At 62.7% G+C, this 17,676-nt stretch carries 13 protein-coding genes and 5 tRNA genes; 6 read left to right on the top strand and 12 right to left on the bottom strand.

Features of this window, described 5'->3' with window-relative positions:
- Positions 1 to 141 precede the first annotated feature (141 nt).
- Positions 142 to 1,068, top strand: a complete 927-nt coding sequence (gene hslO / locus ACZYGA_RS02130) for an Hsp33 family molecular chaperone HslO (RefSeq protein ID WP_077375661.1) — start codon at positions 142 to 144, stop codon at positions 1,066 to 1,068.
- 457 nt (positions 1,069 to 1,525) lie between these two features.
- On the top strand, positions 1,526 to 3,085 hold the full coding sequence (locus ACZYGA_RS02125) for a phosphoenolpyruvate carboxykinase (protein ID WP_084208062.1): 1,560 nt from the start codon (positions 1,526 to 1,528) through the stop codon (positions 3,083 to 3,085).
- A gap of 121 nt (positions 3,086 to 3,206) precedes the next feature.
- Here the strand turns inward: ACZYGA_RS02125 and ACZYGA_RS02120 are convergent, their stop codons facing one another.
- Positions 3,207 to 4,076 carry a lytic transglycosylase domain-containing protein gene (locus ACZYGA_RS02120; RefSeq protein WP_479398314.1) on the bottom strand — a complete coding sequence of 290 codons (870 nt, stop codon included), beginning with the start codon at positions 4,074 to 4,076 and terminating at the stop codon, positions 3,207 to 3,209.
- 165 nt (positions 4,077 to 4,241) lie between these two features.
- Positions 4,242 to 5,972, bottom strand: a complete 1,731-nt coding sequence (locus ACZYGA_RS02115) for a proline--tRNA ligase (protein WP_077374956.1) — start codon at positions 5,970 to 5,972, stop codon at positions 4,242 to 4,244.
- Between the two features lie 292 nt (positions 5,973 to 6,264).
- Here ACZYGA_RS02115 and ACZYGA_RS02110 point away from each other — a divergent pair, with 292 nt between their 5' ends.
- A complete protein-coding gene (locus tag ACZYGA_RS02110; protein ID WP_404625038.1) occupies positions 6,265 to 7,695 on the top strand; it encodes a Dol-P-Glc:Glc(2)Man(9)GlcNAc(2)-PP-Dol alpha-1,2-glucosyltransferase in 1,431 nt (476 codons plus the stop codon).
- A 40-nt stretch (positions 7,696 to 7,735) separates the two neighbouring features.
- Here the strand turns inward: ACZYGA_RS02110 and ACZYGA_RS02105 are convergent, their stop codons facing one another.
- From ACZYGA_RS02105 to uvrY, 8 genes are all read right to left on the bottom strand, one after another.
- Positions 7,736 to 8,185 carry a SpoIIAA family protein gene (locus ACZYGA_RS02105; protein ID WP_404625039.1) on the bottom strand — a complete coding sequence of 150 codons (450 nt, stop codon included), beginning with the start codon at positions 8,183 to 8,185 and terminating at the stop codon, positions 7,736 to 7,738.
- Between the two features lie 158 nt (positions 8,186 to 8,343).
- Entirely contained in the window at positions 8,344 to 9,066 is a 723-nt protein-coding gene (locus ACZYGA_RS02100) for a formate/nitrite transporter family protein (RefSeq protein ID WP_404625041.1), read from the bottom strand.
- A gap of 300 nt (positions 9,067 to 9,366) precedes the next feature.
- Positions 9,367 to 9,451 (bottom strand) — tRNA-Leu (locus ACZYGA_RS02095).
- A gap of 386 nt (positions 9,452 to 9,837) precedes the next feature.
- Positions 9,838 to 9,911 (bottom strand) — tRNA-Cys (locus ACZYGA_RS02090).
- A 109-nt stretch (positions 9,912 to 10,020) separates the two neighbouring features.
- A tRNA-Gly gene (locus ACZYGA_RS02085) sits at positions 10,021 to 10,095 on the bottom strand.
- Positions 10,096 to 10,332: 237 nt separating this feature from the next.
- Entirely contained in the window at positions 10,333 to 10,881 is a 549-nt protein-coding gene (pgsA, locus tag ACZYGA_RS02080; RefSeq protein WP_077374945.1) for a CDP-diacylglycerol--glycerol-3-phosphate 3-phosphatidyltransferase, read from the bottom strand.
- A gap of 244 nt (positions 10,882 to 11,125) precedes the next feature.
- Positions 11,126 to 13,078, bottom strand: coding sequence for an excinuclease ABC subunit UvrC (gene uvrC / locus ACZYGA_RS02075; RefSeq protein ID WP_077374942.1), 1,953 nt, complete (start codon positions 13,076 to 13,078; stop codon positions 11,126 to 11,128).
- 457 nt (positions 13,079 to 13,535) lie between these two features.
- Positions 13,536 to 14,201, bottom strand: a complete 666-nt coding sequence (uvrY, locus tag ACZYGA_RS02070) for a UvrY/SirA/GacA family response regulator transcription factor (protein WP_077374938.1) — start codon at positions 14,199 to 14,201, stop codon at positions 13,536 to 13,538.
- A gap of 221 nt (positions 14,202 to 14,422) precedes the next feature.
- Here uvrY and ACZYGA_RS02065 point away from each other — a divergent pair.
- Both ACZYGA_RS02065 and ACZYGA_RS02060 read left to right on the top strand, forming a co-directional pair.
- Positions 14,423 to 14,498, top strand: a tRNA-Ala gene (locus tag ACZYGA_RS02065).
- A gap of 73 nt (positions 14,499 to 14,571) precedes the next feature.
- Positions 14,572 to 14,647, top strand: a tRNA-Ala gene (locus tag ACZYGA_RS02060).
- 182 nt (positions 14,648 to 14,829) lie between these two features.
- On the opposite strand, the gene ACZYGA_RS02055 is transcribed toward ACZYGA_RS02060, so the two are convergent.
- Both ACZYGA_RS02055 and argF read right to left on the bottom strand, forming a co-directional pair.
- Complete coding sequence (locus tag ACZYGA_RS02055) at positions 14,830 to 15,909, bottom strand: ABC transporter ATP-binding protein (RefSeq protein WP_217622058.1); 1,080 nt, start codon at positions 15,907 to 15,909, stop codon at positions 14,830 to 14,832.
- Positions 15,910 to 16,058: 149 nt separating this feature from the next.
- On the bottom strand, positions 16,059 to 16,976 hold the full coding sequence (gene argF, locus ACZYGA_RS02050; protein ID WP_404625044.1) for an ornithine carbamoyltransferase: 918 nt from the start codon (positions 16,974 to 16,976) through the stop codon (positions 16,059 to 16,061).
- Between the two features lie 350 nt (positions 16,977 to 17,326).
- On the opposite strand from argF, the gene grxD reads away from it, so the two are divergent.
- The gene (gene grxD, locus ACZYGA_RS02045; protein WP_077374932.1) at positions 17,327 to 17,659 is read left to right on the top strand and encodes a Grx4 family monothiol glutaredoxin; all 333 of its coding nucleotides are present in this window, start codon (positions 17,327 to 17,329) and stop codon (positions 17,657 to 17,659) included.
- Positions 17,660 to 17,676 lie beyond the last annotated feature (17 nt).

The following is a 17,676-nucleotide window of genomic DNA, read 5'->3' as shown; positions in this document are numbered from 1 at the left end:
TGACGCAAGGCCCGGCCTTCGGTGCTGAAGCCGAGGCAGGCCTGCGTCGTCGCCGAGGTTCATCGCGGTCCGTCGCTCGTGGTCCACGAGCTGGCGGCTGCGCTGGCTCGGTTCGAGGAGCCCCCAATGAGTGATCACGACATGCAAGACCCTGACAAGCAAGCCGGCGACGCCCACGAAGAGACGGCGCCGAATTTCGATCAGATCCAGCGATTCCTGTTCGACGCCACCAATGTGCGCGGCGAGATCGTCACCCTGGACAAGGCCTATGCCGAAGTCCTTGATCGTCATGCCTATCCCCAGGCCATCTCGCGCCAGCTGGGCGAGATGCTGGCAGCGGTGGCGCTGCTGACCGAGACCATCAAGCTGGATGGCACAATGACACTGGAAGTGCGTGGCACGGGGATCGTGCGTCAGCTGATGGCCGAGTCCAATCCCGGCGGTGAGCTACGTGCCATTGCCCGTCTCAGTGACGAGGACGTGCTGCCGACCGATGAAGCCACGCTGCAGGCCCTGGTGGGGCAGGGGCAGATCGTCATCACGCTGGACCCGCGTGACGGCAAGCGTTACCAGGGGATCGTGGCGATCGATCAGGACAGCCTCGCCGGTTGCCTGGAAAGCTACTTCAGTCAGTCCGAGCAGCTGCCGACGCGTCTGTGGTTGATGGCCGATGCACAGCGTGCCGGTGGCGTGATGCTCCAGCAGCTGCCTGACGACGATGCCAACAAGGACCCCGATGCCTGGGAGCGAGTCGTCCATCTCGCCGACACCCTCAAGGCCGAAGAACTGCTGGCGCTTGATCAGCAGGACGTGCTGCACCGTCTCTATCACGAAGAGACCGTGCGCATCTTCGAACCCAAGGCGCTGCGTTTCGGTTGTACCTGTTCTCGTGAGCGTCTCGGCGCGGCACTGCACAGCATCGCCGCGGACGAGTTGCGCCAGATCGTCGCCGAACATGGTGAGCTGGCCACGCAATGCCACTTCTGCCATACCCGGTATTCCTTCAATGCCGCGGAAGTTGAAGCCATCATCGAAGACCCGGCCGCAGGCAGCCCGATCGTCCACTGAGTCCAGCAATCGCGCTGGCGTCAGCTCGGCCTGTTGGCCTGCCTTGCGTCAGCTCGGGCAGTGTTGGCCGGAGTCTCGGGCGGAGACTGTCGATGCGCAGCAGCTGTCGATGGGCAGGTGCTGTCGACGAGGGGCAGGAGTGCAGGAGGGACGCCCATCATGAGGCCAGCGGCAGGGGGGCAGCCGAGCGATGTGAAATTGTCGGACATTTCGCGTCTCGAGTGTCAGTCAATGCGCTGTCGGGCGTTGCAGCAATCAGCGTTTCCGCCCGAGTCCCTTTTTGCCATAATGCCTTGCCAGTACGGGGCTGGACGCTCCGTTGCGGCAACATGGCCTGTAGGCCATGGTCGATTCCGGCAGCATCGTTCGATACCCCAAAATAAGCCTGCGGCATGTACCGCCGGCATCTGGCAAGAGCCATCAAGAGAGAGGGCGGCCCTGAGCCGCGGAGACGCGAATGAGCAAGCATCAAGACAGTGCGGTGACCACTCACACCAATCTCAGCAGCGCAGAGCTGATCGAGCTGGCAGTGGCTCGCGGCGAAGGACGTCTGGCCGACAACGGCGCGCTGGTCGTGGAGACGGGGGCTCGCAGTGGTCGCTCCCCGAACGACCGCTTCATCGTCGATGAGCCGTCCACCTCGGACGCCATTGACTGGGGAAGCGTCAACCGCCCGTTCAGCCCTGAGCGTTTCGACGCGCTGTGGGACCGGGTCGAGGACTACCTCGGTGCGCAGACAAGCTTCGTGTCCGAACTGCACGTCGGCGCCGATCTCGAGCATTACCTGCCGATTCGTGTCACCACGGAAACGGCGTGGCACAACCTGTTCGCGCGTACCATGTTCGTGCGTCCGGACAGCTTCAATGCCAAGGACAAGAGCGAGTGGACCATCCTCAACGCGCCGCACTTCGTGTGTGAGCCCGAGCGCGATGGCACCAACTCCGATGGCGTGGTGCTGATCAACTTCGCACGTCGTCGCGTTCTGCTGGCTGGCATGCGCTATGCCGGCGAGATGAAGAAGGCCATGTTCTCGGTGCAGAACTTCCTGCTGCCGGAAAAGGACGTGCTGCCGATGCATTGCTCCGCCAATGTCGGTGATGACGGCGAGACTACGCTGTTCTTCGGTCTTTCCGGCACCGGCAAGACCACTCTGTCCGCCGATCCGGCGCGCCATCTGATCGGCGATGACGAGCACGGCTGGGGCGAAGGCACCGTCTTCAACATCGAAGGGGGCTGCTACGCCAAGTGCATCGACCTCTCCGAGAAGAACGAGCCGGTCATCTGGAATGCCATCAAGTTCGGCGCCGTGCTGGAAAACGTGGTGCTGGACGACCGTCGCGGTGCGGATTACGGCGACGACACTCTCAGCCAGAACTCGCGTGCGGCCTACCCGCTGGAGCACATCGAGAAGCGCGTGCCGGAAAATCGTGCCGGTGAGCCGAATGCCATCGTCTTCCTGACCTGCGACATGTCCGGTGTGCTGCCTCCGGTGTCCGTGCTCAGCAAGCAGGCGGCCGCCTATCACTTCCTGTCCGGCTACACCGCCAAGGTCGGCTCCACCGAGATGGGCTCCACCGCCGGTCTCGAGGCGACCTTCTCCACCTGCTTCGGCGCGCCGTTCTTCCCGCGCCCGGCGCGTGAGTACGCGGATCTGCTGATCAAGCGCATCGAGGCGTTCGGCTCGCGCGTCTATCTGGTCAACACCGGCTGGACCGGTGGTGCCTACGGAGAGGGCGGCTCACGCTTCTCCATCCCGACCACCCGCAGCATCATCAGCGCGATCCAGAACGGCGCACTCGCCGATATCGAGACGCGTCACATCGACGTGCTCAACCTGGATGTGCCGGTGCGTGTGCCGGGCGTCGATTCCAGCCTGCTCGACCCGCGCGAGACCTGGGAAGACCGCGCTGCCTATGACAGCAAGGCGCGTGACCTGTCCGCCAAGTTCGTCGAGAACTTCAAGAAGTTCGCCGGTGTGGATGAGGCGATCATCGCGGCGGGCCCGGCGCTGGTCTGATCGACCGCCGTTCTCGCGATACGCCAGATGAAAACGCCTCGCTCGGGTGACCGAGCGAGGCGTTTTCATGTCCGGACAGCGATGACACCGCTTTCGGATCACGGCTGCGACATGGCGTGGCTCAGGGGCTGCCACCGGCGGCCAGAGAGCGACTGGCAGGCGCATCCAGCGCCTCTTCGTCTGACAGCGGGTTGCCGGTGGTATTGGCGCTCAGGATGGCCACCGTCGCCAAGGCGTCCTGTGGTGCCACCCTGCGCTCGTCGTGGGCCGTATCAGGAAGCTCGGGCGTGTTCTCTCCGGGCATTTCATTGTCCGGCAGGCGCTCGGCGACGAAGGGAGCGGGGGCCTGATACCACCAGCGGGTGGTCCAGGCGCGCATCACCCGTTCCGGGTACCAGGTCTTGCCGAGGCTGCCATTGTAGCGGGCCAGTGCATCGGTGATGTCGCCCTTCTCACGCTTGAGGTAGTGGGCGAGGATGGTGGCGCCGTAGCGCAGGCTGGTGTCCTGGTCGAGCAGGTTGTCGCCCGGCTCGCCGATCTCGCGCTTCCAGAATGGCATCACCTGCATCAGCCCTCGTGCGCCGGCATGGGATACCGCCGTCGGCTTGAAGGCGCTTTCCACCTGGATCACGGCCAGAATCAGCTCCGGTGCCAGCCCCGTGCGGGTGGCTTCGCGGCGGATCTTGCGCAGCAGGTCGATCCGGGCGGCGCGATCGGGCATGTAGCGCTCCAGACGCTGCTGCATGCTCAGTACCCAGTGCAGGGCATCGATGGGGTCGTCGAAGGCTTCAGGCTCTGCCAGCGCTTCTCTCAGGCTTTCACGCAGTGCCGGAGAGAGGCCGTGCTCGGGGATGGCGGCCGCAGCATGGAGGGGCGCGCTCTGCAGCATGGCTACCATGCTGCCCACCACGAGACAGGCTGCTCCCGCCAGGTGGCGGAGCAGGCGTTGGTGGTGTGGAGTACGAGCGCCTTCGGGGCGTGGTGTGGTCATGCGCAGTCCCTGCGTATCGGTCATGCCGGCATTATGCCGTGTTCGCGGCGTTGACGTTAATGACCCGGTCAATCAGTCGACTGAAACGACGACAGCCCGCCCCCCGAGAGGGAGGCGGGCTGTCGTGCTTCGCGTCAAGGAAGCACCCTGGGCGGCGCCTGAGGCTTACTTGCCGCTGCGCTCGGCCAGGAAGTCCATCAGGTTGTCGACGGGGACCATGGTCGCGTCCGCGTCCGTGCGGCCCTTGTACTCATACTCGCCGTTGTCGAGACCGCGATCACCGATCACCAGACGATGCGGAATGCCCAGCAGTTCGCCATCGGCGAACTTGTTGCCCGGACGCAGGTCACGATCATCCAGCAGGACATCGTAGCCTGCGGCGGTCAGCGCCTGATAGACGCGCTCGGAGGTCTCGCTGACGCGCACGGACTTGTGGGCATTCATCGGCACGATGGCGATCTGGAAGGGCGCGATGGCTTCCGGCAGCACGATGCCGCCCTTGTCGTTGCCCTGTTCGATGGCCGCGGCCACCACGCGGGTCACGCCGATGCCGTAGCAGCCCATCCACAGCGGCTTGGCCTTGCCGTTCTCGTCGAGCACGGTGGCGTTCATGGCATCGGAGTACTTGGTGCCCAGCTGGAAGATATGACCCACCTCGATACCGCGCGCGATGTCGATCACGCCGTGACCGTCCGGTGACGGGTCACCCGCGACGACATTGCGGATATCGGCGACTTCCGGCAGCGGCAGGTCGCGCTCCCAGTTGAGGCCGAAGTGGTGCTTGCCTTCGATGTTGGCACCGGCACCGAAGTCGCTCATCAGAGCGACGCTGCGATCGATGATGATCGGCATCTCGAGTCCCACCGGACCCAGCGAGCCGAAGCCGGCGCCGACGGCGGCACGCACTTCCTCGTCGCTGGCCATGGTCAGCGGCTCGGCGACCTGTGGCAGGTGTTCGGCCTTGATCTCGTTGAGCTCGTGATCACCGCGTACCATCAGCGCGACCAGCCCTCCCTCGACACCTTCGGCCGCCTTGACGATCAGCGTCTTGACGGTCTTCTCGATGGCCAGGCCATGCTGCTCGACGAGGGCGGCGATGGTCTTGGCATTCGGCGTATCGACCAGCTGCATGTCCTGAGTCGGTGCGGCGCGTTGCGGTGTCTCGCCCAGCGGTGCGGGCAGAGCCTCGCACTTCTCGATGTTGGCAGCGAAGTCGGAACCGGTAGAGAAGGCGATGGCGTCTTCTCCGGAATCGGCCAGCACGTGGAATTCGTGGGAGCCGGTACCACCGATGGAGCCGTTGTCGGCGATGACGGGGCGGAAGTCGAGACCCAGGCGCGTGAAGATGCGCACATAGGTGTCGTACATCACCTGATAGGTGTCCTTGAGCGAGTCTTCGCTCAGGTGGAAGGAATAGGCATCCTTCATGATGAACTCACGGGAGCGCATCACACCGAAGCGCGGACGAATCTCGTCACGGAACTTGGTCTGGATCTGATAGAAGTTGGCCGGCAGCTGCTTGTAGCTGTTCAGCTCGCGACGCGCGAGGTCGGTGATGACTTCCTCGTGGGTCGGGCCGACGCAGTAGTCGCGCTGATGACGATCAACGACACGCAGCAGCTCCGGGCCGTACTGTTCCCAGCGACCGGATTCCTGCCAGAGCTCGGCAGGTTGCACGGCGGGCATCAGCACTTCCTGGCCGCCGGCGCGGTCCATCTCTTCACGGACGATGCGCTCGACCTTGCGCATGGTGCGCAGACCCAGCGGCATCCAGGTGTAGAGCCCGGAGGTCAGGCGACGAATGAAGCCGGCACGCAGCATCAGCTGGTGGCTTATGACTTCAGCATCGGACGGGGTTTCCTTGAGAGTGGAAATCAGCAGTTGACTGGCACGCATGGGCTCAGCGATCCCTCGACTTGTCGCTTTGATCGGTACGCTTCGCAATCGCGAAGCAAGAACAGGCAGGACTTCGGCACGCCAACGGCGGGCGTATCAGCGAAGCAGACTGGGGGCATTGTACTGCCGCGAGGCTTTGTGGGGCAAAGTGCTGCGACAGACTGGAAAAAAGTGCGCCGGCCTGCCGATACTGGTGCAGGGCGCAGGGCGTCCTGTGTCAGAGGCGTGAGGGCACTGCAGGACGAAGACTGCCTCGTCAGGTGACGGGGAGGTTGCACAAGGAGAAGTGGACATGGCGTCACAGGCTCATCACGCAGGATGCGCGCCCGTCAGACGACACCCGCGGTGGCGGACCGCTCTGGTGCTGATGGTGCTGATGTCATGTCTGGGGCTTTCCCTGTGGCTGGTGAGCCGCCATCTGCCGATTCCCTTCGTCGATGAGGGAGTCCATTTCGCGCAGATCCGCCAGTTTCTGGAGGGCGACTGGCATCAGCATCCCAAGCTGACCACGCTGACGCTCTATCACGCCAGCATGGCGCTGGTACTGATGACGCTCCAGACGCTCGGGGACTGGCTGAATCTGCCGCTGGCGACAGCCACCATGACGGGACGCTGGCCACAGATGCCGTCGGTGGACTGGGTGCGCGGTCTTTCGCTGGTGGGCTTCAGCGTCATGGCGTTCCTCCTCTGGCGGGCATTGCCGCAGGGCTACCGACGTCTCGCTCCTTCGCTGGAGGCGCACGACGCTCGTCACCAGGCCAGCCGTCAGTGCTGGCAGTGGCTGTGGCTGCCGATCATCTTTCCCTATCTGGCGCTGGTGTATACCGACCCCTGGATCATCGCGCTGGTCGCGTTGCAGCTCGTCGCACTGGTGCGAGAACAGCGTCTGCTGCTGCTGGTATTGATCATGGCGGGATTGGGGTTGCGTCAGGACAGCATCGTGCTGCTGGGGTTGTGGGGCGGCCTGCTGCTGTGTCTGACCCATCACAAGGCCGTGAGCGAGGCGCGGATGGCAGGACTGGCGACTCCCTTGCGCGCGCCGCTCTCTCGGCTCTCCACTTGGTGGGCACTGTTCATCAACTGGTGGTGGGTGCTCGGGCTACCGGTGGTCGCCTTTCTCGGCTTCCTTCTCTGGAATGGCGGCATCGCCATGGGAGACACCACGCGCCATCAGGCCGGTTGGCACACCGGCAATCTCGGCTATTACCTGGCGGTGATCGGCATGGTGTTCCTGCCGCTGTGGCTTTCGGACCTGCCGCGTCAATGGCAGGGGGTGAAGCGTGCATGTTCGCGGAAGGGATGGCGGCGAGGAATGCCGTTGCTGCTGCTGGCGGTCGGCCTGTGGCTGGTGCTGGCAATGAGCTTCGAGCTGACCCATGACTACAACTTCCAGCGCTGGACGATTCGCAATGTCTGGCTGATGTGGTGGAACGAGCACCCGGTCGCGCGCTGGATCACCCTGCTGATGTCCACCAGCGTGGCCTTCTGGTGGCTGAGAGCACCGTTGAGACTGGGGCATGGTGGGCTGCTGCTGGTGATGCTCGCGCTGATGATCTGCACGCGGGAATTGATCGAGACGCGCTACATGCTGCCGTTGATCACCGTGTACCAGCTGCTGCGTGTGCCTGAGCGTCCCGCCGTGGAGCGCGCGATGACGCTGTGGGCCATGGCGATGGGAGTGATGCTGCTGGCGGGACTGGTGCTGACCCGCACCTTGCCCTGAAAGCCGTAGGGCGAGGGAGCAAGGTGCGGACTGAAGGCTGTCAGGCCTCGTCGTGCTGATGGCGGGCTTCTGCCGAGGCGTGCGGATCGGTGCTCGGAGTGCTGCCACGGGGTGACTCGGCCACCCAGGCATAGGCGGCTTCTCGCTCGGCAGGCGAGAAGTGGCGGACTTCGATGGAGCGCACCAGATGCTTGCTGAATTCGGTGACGTGACGCAACCACTCGGCCTTGCTGATGATGGCCTCGCGTTCGAAGTCGCCAAGATGACGCAGGGCGTAGCCGATATCGTTGAGCAGCGCTGCCGGCGTGATCAGCCCGAAGCGCTCGATTTCCACCAGCAACGAGATGCGCTCATGGCGCGCGAGGCGCTCATGGCGCGCGAGGCGCTCATCACATTCGCGGATCACGGGAGCGAGCGACGCCTGATCGATGCTGCCTTCCAGCCGCAGGGCGACGACGTGATCAGCGGGACTCTTGAGCAATGTCAGCATGTTGGGCTCCTGCACGTGAGCGTGGTGGGGGAGTGGGTCACACAGCCACTCTGACAGCGATGTGACACATTTCAGTGTAGTCGCATGTAGCCATCGCAGCAGGCGCATCTGCGCGCCAGCATCACGGGGAGAGCGCCATGACGGCGTACCCCGGCCTGTCACTCACACCGTTTCGGACGCAGTCCGTACCACAATGGCAGCGCGACCAGCAGGCTGCCGCCCAGCAGGTTGCCGATGCCTGCCACGAACAGACTGACGGCCAGCACGATGGGCACGAACTTGTCGATGATGGTCCTGCCCATCACGGCGAGAAATGCCGCCATCCCGACCATCCAGTTGCCCAGCATTCCCGACAGCACCAGCGAGAACCAGCCTTCGGCACCTCCTGTCTGCTGATAGTGCATCTTCTTCGCCACCAGTTCGGCCAGCAGCTGATAGTGCTGGGGGGAGTAGACCTGTGCCACCGAGATCACCCAGCCTGTCAGCATCGTGCCGAGCAGATTGCCTATCCAGGCCAGTACCCAGAACTTCAGGCCGCGTCGCAGCATGTCACTGCGGGAGCAGTTGAGCGCACTGACCGGCAGGATGACATTGGCCTCGGTAAAGAGGGCGGCACCGGTCAGGATGACGAGGAAGAAGCCAATCGAGAACCCGACCCCCTGAAGCAGCAGCTGCAAGCCATGTGTCTCGACCCCGGTCGACAGCAGGATGGAAAACAGCGCCCCCATGGTGATGAAGGCGCCGCCCAGAATGGCCAGTACCAGAATGCGGGGGGCTGACAGGGTATGGATGTGTTCGCAGGCTTCTCGACAGATTTCCTGTGCCACATCACGGGAAGCGATGAACTGGGCGGCAGGGCGGTGGGACGAATCGTCGGACATGGGGAGTTCCTTCGGCCATTTCATGAGGCGCCAATGAGGTGGGGCGGCAATGAGATGATGCACACTCACGTGGGCTCAGAGGAAATAGACCTTGGGGAGCAGAGAAGCCAATTCAATCGCACAGGGCACCTGGCGGTGAGTATCGAGCAGGTAATGGCAGCTCAGCAGGGGGTGGCATCTGGCAAGGTTTCTGGACGACAGGCATGAAAAAGCGCCGCCCGGACATGATGAACATGACATGGCGACGCTCTTGAATGCTGCTTGAGTCTGTCCTGCTTGGCGTGGTGCTGCCTGAAGCGATGGTACGGCCAGCCGGACTCGAACCGGCACGCCCGAAGGCAGGAGATTTTAAGTCTCCGGTGTCTACCGATTCCACCATGGCCGCGCAGACTGGCGCATAACTTAGCATATTTCAGAACAAGGTCAACTTTAATGCGTGACATACGAGGGTTAACTGTTTGTTCTGCAATCCCTTTGCCTCATCACTGAGGGCAGTGGTGCACATGAGGCGCGTTCGGGCATCAGAACGGACAGGCGCAATGAATCCTCTGCGCAAGACGTGTGCGACAGGGGGCTCAGGCAAGGATGAGGGATGAAAAGACCAGCGGGAAATGATGCAGGTACTGAAGGCGAAAATCAGAGAAGACCGACAGGGAGTGTCAGTGATTCAACAGATGAAACGAGATGGATAAAGTAGAAAAGCAAGACGACCAGGAGGGAAGGTGTCTTGTCCACTTCAGTGCAGGACAGGGGATGTCAGGCGTTCTGAAATGGAGGCTGGAGTCGGAATCGAACCGGCGTACACGGAGTTGCAGTCCGCTGCATGACCACTCTGCCATCCAGCCTCAATGATCGAGATGTCAGTCGAAACTGATGTCTGATCCGAGGTTTCTCTGCGCGTTGCGCAAGAGAATTGAGTCAATGTCGAAGTGCCATCAAGGCCACCTGTTTCATTGGAGCGGGAAACGAGATTCGAACTCGCGACCCCAACCTTGGCAAGGTTGTGCTCTACCACTGAGCTATTCCCGCTGAACTCGAGGTCGAATTATACGGATAATTCCCATGCTGTCAAACAGTTAATGAAAAAATGTCTCGCAGACCTGGTGGCCGGAAACGACGACGCCCACCTGCCGAAAGGGCGGGTGGGCGTCTCGAGAACTGACCTCTGCCAGTCGGGCAACTTGCTGGGCCCGTGTCGTACTGAACATCCGTCATGCTGAACATTTGTCGTGCTGAGCATTCGTCATGCTGAACATGCGCCGCGTGTCAGACGGAGCGTATCAGTTCCGGCCATGCCGCACGCAGGTAACTGATCATCGACCACAACGTCAACGCAGCGGAGATATACAGCAGGCCGAGGCCGGCATCGCCCCCGAGACTGCCTGGGGAGAAGTACAGCAGCATGAACAGGGCGAGCATCTGGGCAGCGGTCTTCAGCTTGCCGACCCACGAGACTGCCACGCTGCCGCGCTTGCCGATCTCGGCCATCCATTCGCGCAGTGCGGAGATGACGATCTCGCGACCGATGATGATCAAGCTGGGAATCGTCATCCACAGGCTGTCGTAGCGTTCGATCAACAGTCCCAATGCCACGGCGACCATCAGCTTGTCAGCCACCGGGTCCAAGAAGGCGCCGAAGGGCGTCGTCTGATTCCAGCGTCGCGCGAGATAGCCATCGAACCAGTCGGTCACTGCCGCCAGGGCGAACAGCAGGGCGGTGACGGGCAGGCTCCAGTCATATGGCAGATAGAAGCACACCACCAGCAGCGGAATGAACAGGATGCGGATCAGAGTCAGGATATTGGGAATGCTCATCGTGACGGCACGAGTCCTTGCATGAAGCGTCGGGTGGCTGGGCGAAATCAAGGGCGACGCCCCGAAAGGGCAGATCGCTCCGCTAGCGCCGCACAAGTCGTCTATTCTAGCCTGCCGGTGAGGTATTCAGCCATGCCAAACCGCAGGATATTCAAGCCGACTTCCGTTACCCCTGCCTGTGCGGCAGGCTGAGGGTGACAGAGGTCGGCGTGGGGTGTCGATGTATCCCCTGCTGCATGATCGGTCAGCCGTGCAGTGCCTGATGGATCACCTCGGCAAGGGATTCGCTGATGCCGGGCACCCGCGCCAGTTCCGGCTTGGAGGCCTGCTTGACCCCCTGGAGTCCCCCGAAGAACTTGAGCAGTTCCCGGCGGCGCTTGGGCCCGACCCCCGCGATGCCCTCGAGGCTCGAGGTGCGGCGCGCCTTGTCACGCTTGGCGCGGTGGCCGGCAATCGCGAAGCGGTGCGATTCATCACGGATATGCTGGATCAAGTGCAGCGCCGGTGAATGGCTGTCGAGATCCAGGGTGTCATGCACCGTCTCGATGAACAGCGTCTCCAGGCCGGCCTTGCGCGTGGTGCCCTTGGCGACCCCGAGCAGGATGATGTCGGTCACGCCGAGCGACACGAAGACCTCACGCGCCATGTTGAGCTGACCCTTGCCGCCATCGACCAGCAGGATGTCTGGGCGCTTGCCTTCTCCCTCCTGCAGACGCTTGAAACGTCGCGTCAGCGCCTGCTGCATGGCGGCGTAGTCATCACCGGCCGTCACCCCCTCGATGTTGAAGCGTCGATAATCCGACTTGATGGGCCCCTCGTGATCGAACACCACGCAGCTGGCCACGGTCGCCTCACCGTGGCTGTGGGAGATGTCGAAGCACTCCAGGCGCTTGGGCACTTCCGCGAGTCCCAGAGCATCGCGCAATGACAGAAAGCGATTGGAGAGCTGCTGGCGGCTGGCCAGCTGAGTGGCCAGATACTGCTCGGCGTTGGTCTGTGCCAGCGTGAGCCACTGGGCGCGATGGCCACGTACCTGGTGTGCCACGCGAACGCGGCGACCGGCTTTCTCGCTCAGTGCACCTTCCACCAGCGGCGCATCCTCGAGTGCCAGTGAGGTGAGCACCTCATCGGGCATCTCGCGATCCTGACCCAGGTAGTACTGACTGACGAAGCCGGTCAACAGCTCGCTGCTGGTGAGGTCCAGTCCGTTGCCCGGCGAGAAATGACGCGCTCCGAGCATGCGCCCCTGGCGGACTGACAGCACGCTGATGCACAGTCCACCCGGGCGCTCGGCGAGTGCCAGAATGTCGGCATTGCCGGTGCCGGTATCGACATATTGCTTCTCCTGCATCCGACGCAGCTGGGCGACCTGATCGCGCAGGCGTGCCGCCTCCTCGAATTCCAGGCGCATGGCGGCATCTTCCATCGCCCGACTCAGCTCATCGGTGACCTGATCGCTCTGGCCGTTCAGGCACATCACCGCGTGTTCCATGTCGCGACGATAATCCTGCTTGCTGATGTAATCGACGCACGGCGCAGTGCAGCGGTTGATCTGATATTGCAGGCACGGACGCTCACGATGCGCGAATACCGAATCCTCGCAATTGCGCAGCCGGAAGATCTTCTGCATCAACGTCAGCGATTCCCGCACTGCCACGCTGCTGGGATAGGGGCCGAAATACCGGCCATCGTTGCGCTTGTGGCGCACGCGCTTGAACTCCAGCGCCGGATAGTCGTGATGCTGACTGATGAAGACGTAAGGGTAGGACTTGTCGTCGCGCAGCAGGATGTTGTACGGCGGGCGCAGCTCCTTGATCAGGGTCTGCTCAAGCAGCAGCGCTTCCGTTTCGCTGCGGGTGATGGTGACCTGGACATCCGCGATGCGCCCGACCAGTGCCTGGGTCTTGGCATTCAGGCCGGTATTGCGGAAATAGCTGGAGAGGCGTGCCTTCAAGCGCTTTGCCTTGCCGACATAGAGCACCTCGCCGGCGGTATCCAGCATGCGATAGATGCCGGGCGCATCACTGACATGCTTGAGGAAGTGGCGCGGATCGAAATCATTCGCCTCGGCCGCCGGGGCGGAGGCATCGCTGGTGATCAGACGACTGGACACCCGAGCGGCGTCACTGCGCTCGCGGTTCGCGTTGGACTCGTTGGCGGATTCCGGTGGCGTGGAATCGGGATGCTGCTTGGCCATGGGGTTCCTCGTTCGGAGATGTCGCCAGTCTATCAAACAAGCCGAAGGCCCGATCAAGGGAGCTACATGTCCATCTTCAGGTGCCGTGGCTGTCTTCAGGGGCAATGCGCATCGGCAGGCAAACAGATCAGATTGGGGCGGGTGTCCCGCGCAGCAAGGGGGCAGGAGACGCGGCGGGGTGGGATGCCCGGTGATGTCGGGCGCCGCCATGCCCATCGAGAGATGCCAGGCGAGCGATGCCAGTGGAGAGATGCCAGTGGAGAGATGCCAGTGGAGAGATGCCAGTGGAGAGATGCCAGTGGAGAGATGCCAGTGGAGAGATGCCAGTGGAGAGAAGGAAAGGCCAGCAAGACGATAAGAAAAAAGCCCACGGCCCGACGATGCCTCCCCTGGGGGATGGTGTCATCGGGCCGTGGGCTTTCCCGTCAGCGAATCACTTCGCTGTCGCCTGCGTGGCTCAATCCGACAGCGGCCGAGCCTCGAGAGCATAGTCGTCGAGCAATTGATGGCGCATGGCCAGATGCGTCATCTCGACGTCACTGGTCACGCCCAGCTTCTCGAAGATGCGATAGCGATAGGTATTGACGGTCTTGGGGCTCAGGTGAAGGCGGTCGGAGATCTCGTTGACGCGATGACAGTTGACGATCATCAGCGCCACCTGCATCTCGCGGGTCGAGAGTTGCTCGAAGGGATTGCTGCATCCGGTGTCCATGCCCGAGAACACCAGGCGTTGCGCGATCTCCGGGGTCAGGTAGCGTTCGCCACCGGCGACTCGGCGAATGGCGCGAATCATTTCATCGAAGGGCGTGCCCTTGGAGATGAAACCGAAGGCCCCTGCTTCCAGCAGGCGTTTGGCGAAGGATTCCTCGAGATAGGCGGTCAGGACGATCACGCGAACTTCCGGCAGGCTGCGAACGATCTTGCGCGTGGCTTCAAGTCCATCGACGCCGGGCATGCGAATGTCCATCAGCACGATATCCGGACTGTGCTCACGGCAGAGTTTGATCGCGGTTTCGCCATCCGAGGCTTCTGCAATCACCTTGAGCCCATCCTCTAGCTCAATGGTACGGACGATGCTGGTACGCACCAGGTGGTGGTCATCAGCGACAAGAACCTTGATCAAGGCGGCTCCAGTAAAGATGTCATCAGGCGTGTTAGTTAGTATGGCTTTCAATGTACCCATTGGCCATGGGCTTGTCGATGCCACTGTCATCCCGTGCGTCGCATGCAAGATGACTACCCTTCATCAGCGTGCTTCGTGACGGTGAACGCGGGAAATCGCTGCAAAAATAAGGGGTTGACGGCTTGTCATGTGGTCTGTAGTATTCGCTGCATCGTGAGCACGGGGCCTTAGCTCAGCTGGGAGAGCGCAACACTGGCAGTGTTGAGGTCAGCGGTTCGATCCCGCTAGGCTCCACCATGTCACGAGATGCCAGCATACCGGCATGCAGGGTCAACTCTGCGAAGTATGGCGCGCGATTTGAGCGCGCAGTGGGGCCTTAGCTCAGCTGGGAGAGCGCAACACTGGCAGTGTTGAGGTCAGCGGTTCGATCCCGCTAGGCTCCACCAGAATATTGAAAAAGCGGCCATCCTTCGGGGTGGCCGCTTTTTTTTGGTTCATTGCCTCTTGCCCTTCACAGGGCCACCCCCGCCGTCGGCCGCCTTCGGTGACGCAGGCATCAGCAGCGCATTGCTGGCCGTCGCCCGAGCCATTCGCCGTGTCAGTGCCACGGCGAATGGCGGTCAAGCGTTCACATTCCCGCGTCGCTGTCTTCCAGTCGTTCGAACAGGATCAGGTGATCGGCCTGAATGCGCAGACTGACGTCTTCCCCCGGGTGATAGTCGTGATGGCTGTTGAAGGCCGCCTCGACCTCACGACCTGACGGCAAGGCCAGGCGATACAGGGTGCTGGTGCCGGCAAAGGTCGCGCTGAGCACGCGCGCCTTGAGATCACTGGTTTCCGCCTCTCCTTCAGCCAGCACCAGATCATCCGGACGCAGCAGCACGTCTACCGGTGTCCCGGCGTCATACGGATAGGCACGGTTGCCGCGGATCACCCCGAGTTCGGTGGAGACGCTTTCGTTGTCCGCCAGCGTGCCGGGGATGAAGTAGCCCTGACCGATGAAGTTGGCGACGAAGCGCGTGGCCGGCTCGTGATACAGATTGAACGGTGTATCCCATTGCTGCAGATGCCCGGCATGGATGACGCCGATCTGGTCCGCCATCGCGAAGGCTTCGTTCTGATCATGGGTGACCAGTACCGCGCTGATGCCGAGGTGCTTGAGAATCCGGCGCACCTCCTGGCTCAGCTGCCGGCGCAGCTCCACGTCCAGATTCGAGAACGGCTCGTCGAGCAGCAGGATGCGTGGCTCCGGCGCCAGCGCGCGTGCCAAGGCCACGCGCTGCTGCTGTCCGCCCGAGAGTTCATGCGGAAAACGCTCGCCCAGATGCCCCAGACCGACCAGCGTCAGCAGTTCCGCCACCTTGGCATTGCGCTCGGCCTTCGGCATGCGGCGTACGCCGAACGCCACGTTGTCCGCCACGCTCAGGTGCGGAAACAGGGCGTAATCCTGAAAGACCATGCCGACATGGCGCTCTTCCGGCGCCGTCAGCTGGGTGGCGCTGGAGAGCACTTCTCCCTCGAGGCGAATCTCGCCGACCGCCACCGGTTCGAAGCCGGCGATCGCGCGCAGCAGGGTCGTCTTGCCACAGCCGGACGGGCCGAGCAGGCAGGCGATATCCCCCTTGTTGAGAGAGAAATTGATGTCACGGGTCACCACGGTGGTGTCGTAGCGACATTCCAGAGAATCAATCTGCAGGAGCGGTTGCATGATGGCGGGTCGGTCCAGAAAACGAGAAGGGCAGCGAGTGGAACAGCCGGCGAGGGCATCAGGGGCGGGCGCTGAGCTCACGCGCCCGCCTGTCTGTGCATACGATGTCGCCGCCGGCATGGATGCAGGCGGCGACAGGCAGGGCTGATTCAGTCCTGACGACCCAGCATCAGGAATTCGAGCAATGCCTTCTGGGCGTGCAGACGGTTGCCGGCTTCCTGCCAGACGACGGCGCGCGGGTCATCCAGCAGTCCCATGCTGATCTCTTCGCCGCGGTGTGCCGGCAGGCAGTGCAGGAAGATGACGTCATCGGCGGCCTTGTCGAGCATGGCTTCATCGACCTGGTAGCCGGCGAAGTCGGATTCGCGCTTGAGCTGCTCCTCTTCCTGGCCCATGGAGGCCCAGACATCGGTGGTCACTAGATCCGCGCCCTGGACGGCTTCCTGCGGGTCGCGGTGGATGCTGACGCGCTGACCGGCTGCCGCGACGATCTCGCTGTCCGGCTCGTAGCCTTCCGGGCAGCAGATGCGCAGGATGAAGTCGAACTGGCGTGCGGCGTTGATCCAGGAATGGCACATGTTGTTGCCATCGCCGATCCAGACTGCTGTCTTGCCCTTCACGGAGCCACGGCACTCGGTCCAGGTCATCACGTCAGCCAGCAGCTGGCACGGATGGTAGTCATCGGTGAGTGCATTGATGACCGGCACGCTGGAGGCATCGGCGAAGGCTTCGATATCGGAGTGCGCGAAGGTGCGGATCATCACGCCATCCACCATCTCGGAGAGTACGCGCGCGGTGTCACCGATCGGCTCGCCACGGCCCAGCTGGGTATCGCGCGGCGACAGGAACAGGGCATGGCCGCCGAACTGGGCCATCGCCGTCTCGAAGGACACACGGGTGCGCGTGGAGGACTTCTCGAAGATCATCGCCAGGGTACGGTTGGCGAACGGCGTGTAGACCGGACCTTCCTTCTTCAAGCCATCCTTGATGGTGATGGCGCGCTGAATCAGGTAATCGAGTTCTTCCGGAGAAAGGTCAAGCAGAGTCAGAAAGTGCCGGGTGGCCATCGAGCGGGCTCCTGTCAGGGTCTCGGGCAGCACCATCGAAAAGGGCGCCATGCGTCGGAGGGAAGGAAGTCGCCGACGATCACGGCGCCCGATTGGCGCTGCCTGTCAAAAGAGCCATCCTAGCCAGCTGAGCGGGCGGGCGCAACGCCGAGGCGTCTCGCGAGGCATCGAGAGCCCTTGCCTCGCCCCGCGCGTGCGCCGGTCAGCCTGCCGACAGCGACATCGCCGGCCTGCCCTGCAGACACCAATCTCGCCCTGGGGCAATATCGGGGGCTGAATTCGTGGCTCACCCTCAGTAGAATGAGGGAATGACACTCACGGGCCTTGCGCCCACCGTCCGAGGATTGCACATGAGCACCACCATCGAATCGATCGAGAAGCAGATTGGCGAGAACCCCATCCTGCTGTACATGAAGGGCACGCCGCAGCTGCCGCAGTGCGGTTTCTCCGCCCAGACCGTCCAGGCCGTGATGGCGTGCGGCGAGCGTTTCGCCTTCGTCAACATCCTGGACAACCCGGACATCCGTGCGGAGCTGCCGAAGTACGCCAACTGGCCGACCTTCCCGCAGCTGTGGATCAACGGCGAGCTGGTCGGCGGCTGCGACATCGTGGTCGAGATGTACCAGAACGGCGAGCTGGAGCCGATGATCAAGCAGGCCGCTCAGGAAGCGGCTGCCGAGTGATCGGTCTCCCCGGGTCA

It is taken from the genome of Cobetia sp. BL01 (genome assembly GCF_056493605.1).
This window is presented reverse-complemented; position numbering and strand designations above follow the sequence as displayed.

Excerpts from the sequence above, each read along its gene's own strand:
- ACZYGA_RS02110 (WP_404625038.1), top strand. The coding sequence starts at position 6,265 with ATGGCGTCACAGGCTCATCACGCAGGATGCGCGCCCGTCAGACGACAC.
- ACZYGA_RS02115 (WP_077374956.1), bottom strand. The coding sequence starts at position 5,972 with ATGCGTGCCAGTCAACTGCTGATTTCCACTCTCAAGGAAACCCCGTCC.
- ACZYGA_RS02055 (WP_217622058.1), bottom strand. The coding sequence starts at position 15,909 with ATGCAACCGCTCCTGCAGATTGATTCTCTGGAATGTCGCTACGACACC.
- ACZYGA_RS02105 (WP_404625039.1), bottom strand. The coding sequence starts at position 8,185 with ATGCTGACATTGCTCAAGAGTCCCGCTGATCACGTCGTCGCCCTGCGG.
- argF (WP_404625044.1), bottom strand. The coding sequence starts at position 16,976 with ATGGCCACCCGGCACTTTCTGACTCTGCTTGACCTTTCTCCGGAAGAA.
- ACZYGA_RS02120 (WP_479398314.1), bottom strand. The coding sequence starts at position 4,076 with ATGACCACACCACGCCCCGAAGGCGCTCGTACTCCACACCACCAACGC.
- hslO (WP_077375661.1), top strand. The coding sequence starts at position 142 with ATGCAAGACCCTGACAAGCAAGCCGGCGACGCCCACGAAGAGACGGCG.
- ACZYGA_RS02100 (WP_404625041.1), bottom strand. The coding sequence starts at position 9,066 with ATGTCCGACGATTCGTCCCACCGCCCTGCCGCCCAGTTCATCGCTTCC.
- uvrC (WP_077374942.1), bottom strand. The coding sequence starts at position 13,078 with ATGGCCAAGCAGCATCCCGATTCCACGCCACCGGAATCCGCCAACGAG.
- pgsA (WP_077374945.1), bottom strand. The coding sequence starts at position 10,881 with ATGAGCATTCCCAATATCCTGACTCTGATCCGCATCCTGTTCATTCCG.
- ACZYGA_RS02125 (WP_084208062.1), top strand. The coding sequence starts at position 1,526 with ATGAGCAAGCATCAAGACAGTGCGGTGACCACTCACACCAATCTCAGC.
- grxD (WP_077374932.1), top strand. The coding sequence starts at position 17,327 with ATGAGCACCACCATCGAATCGATCGAGAAGCAGATTGGCGAGAACCCC.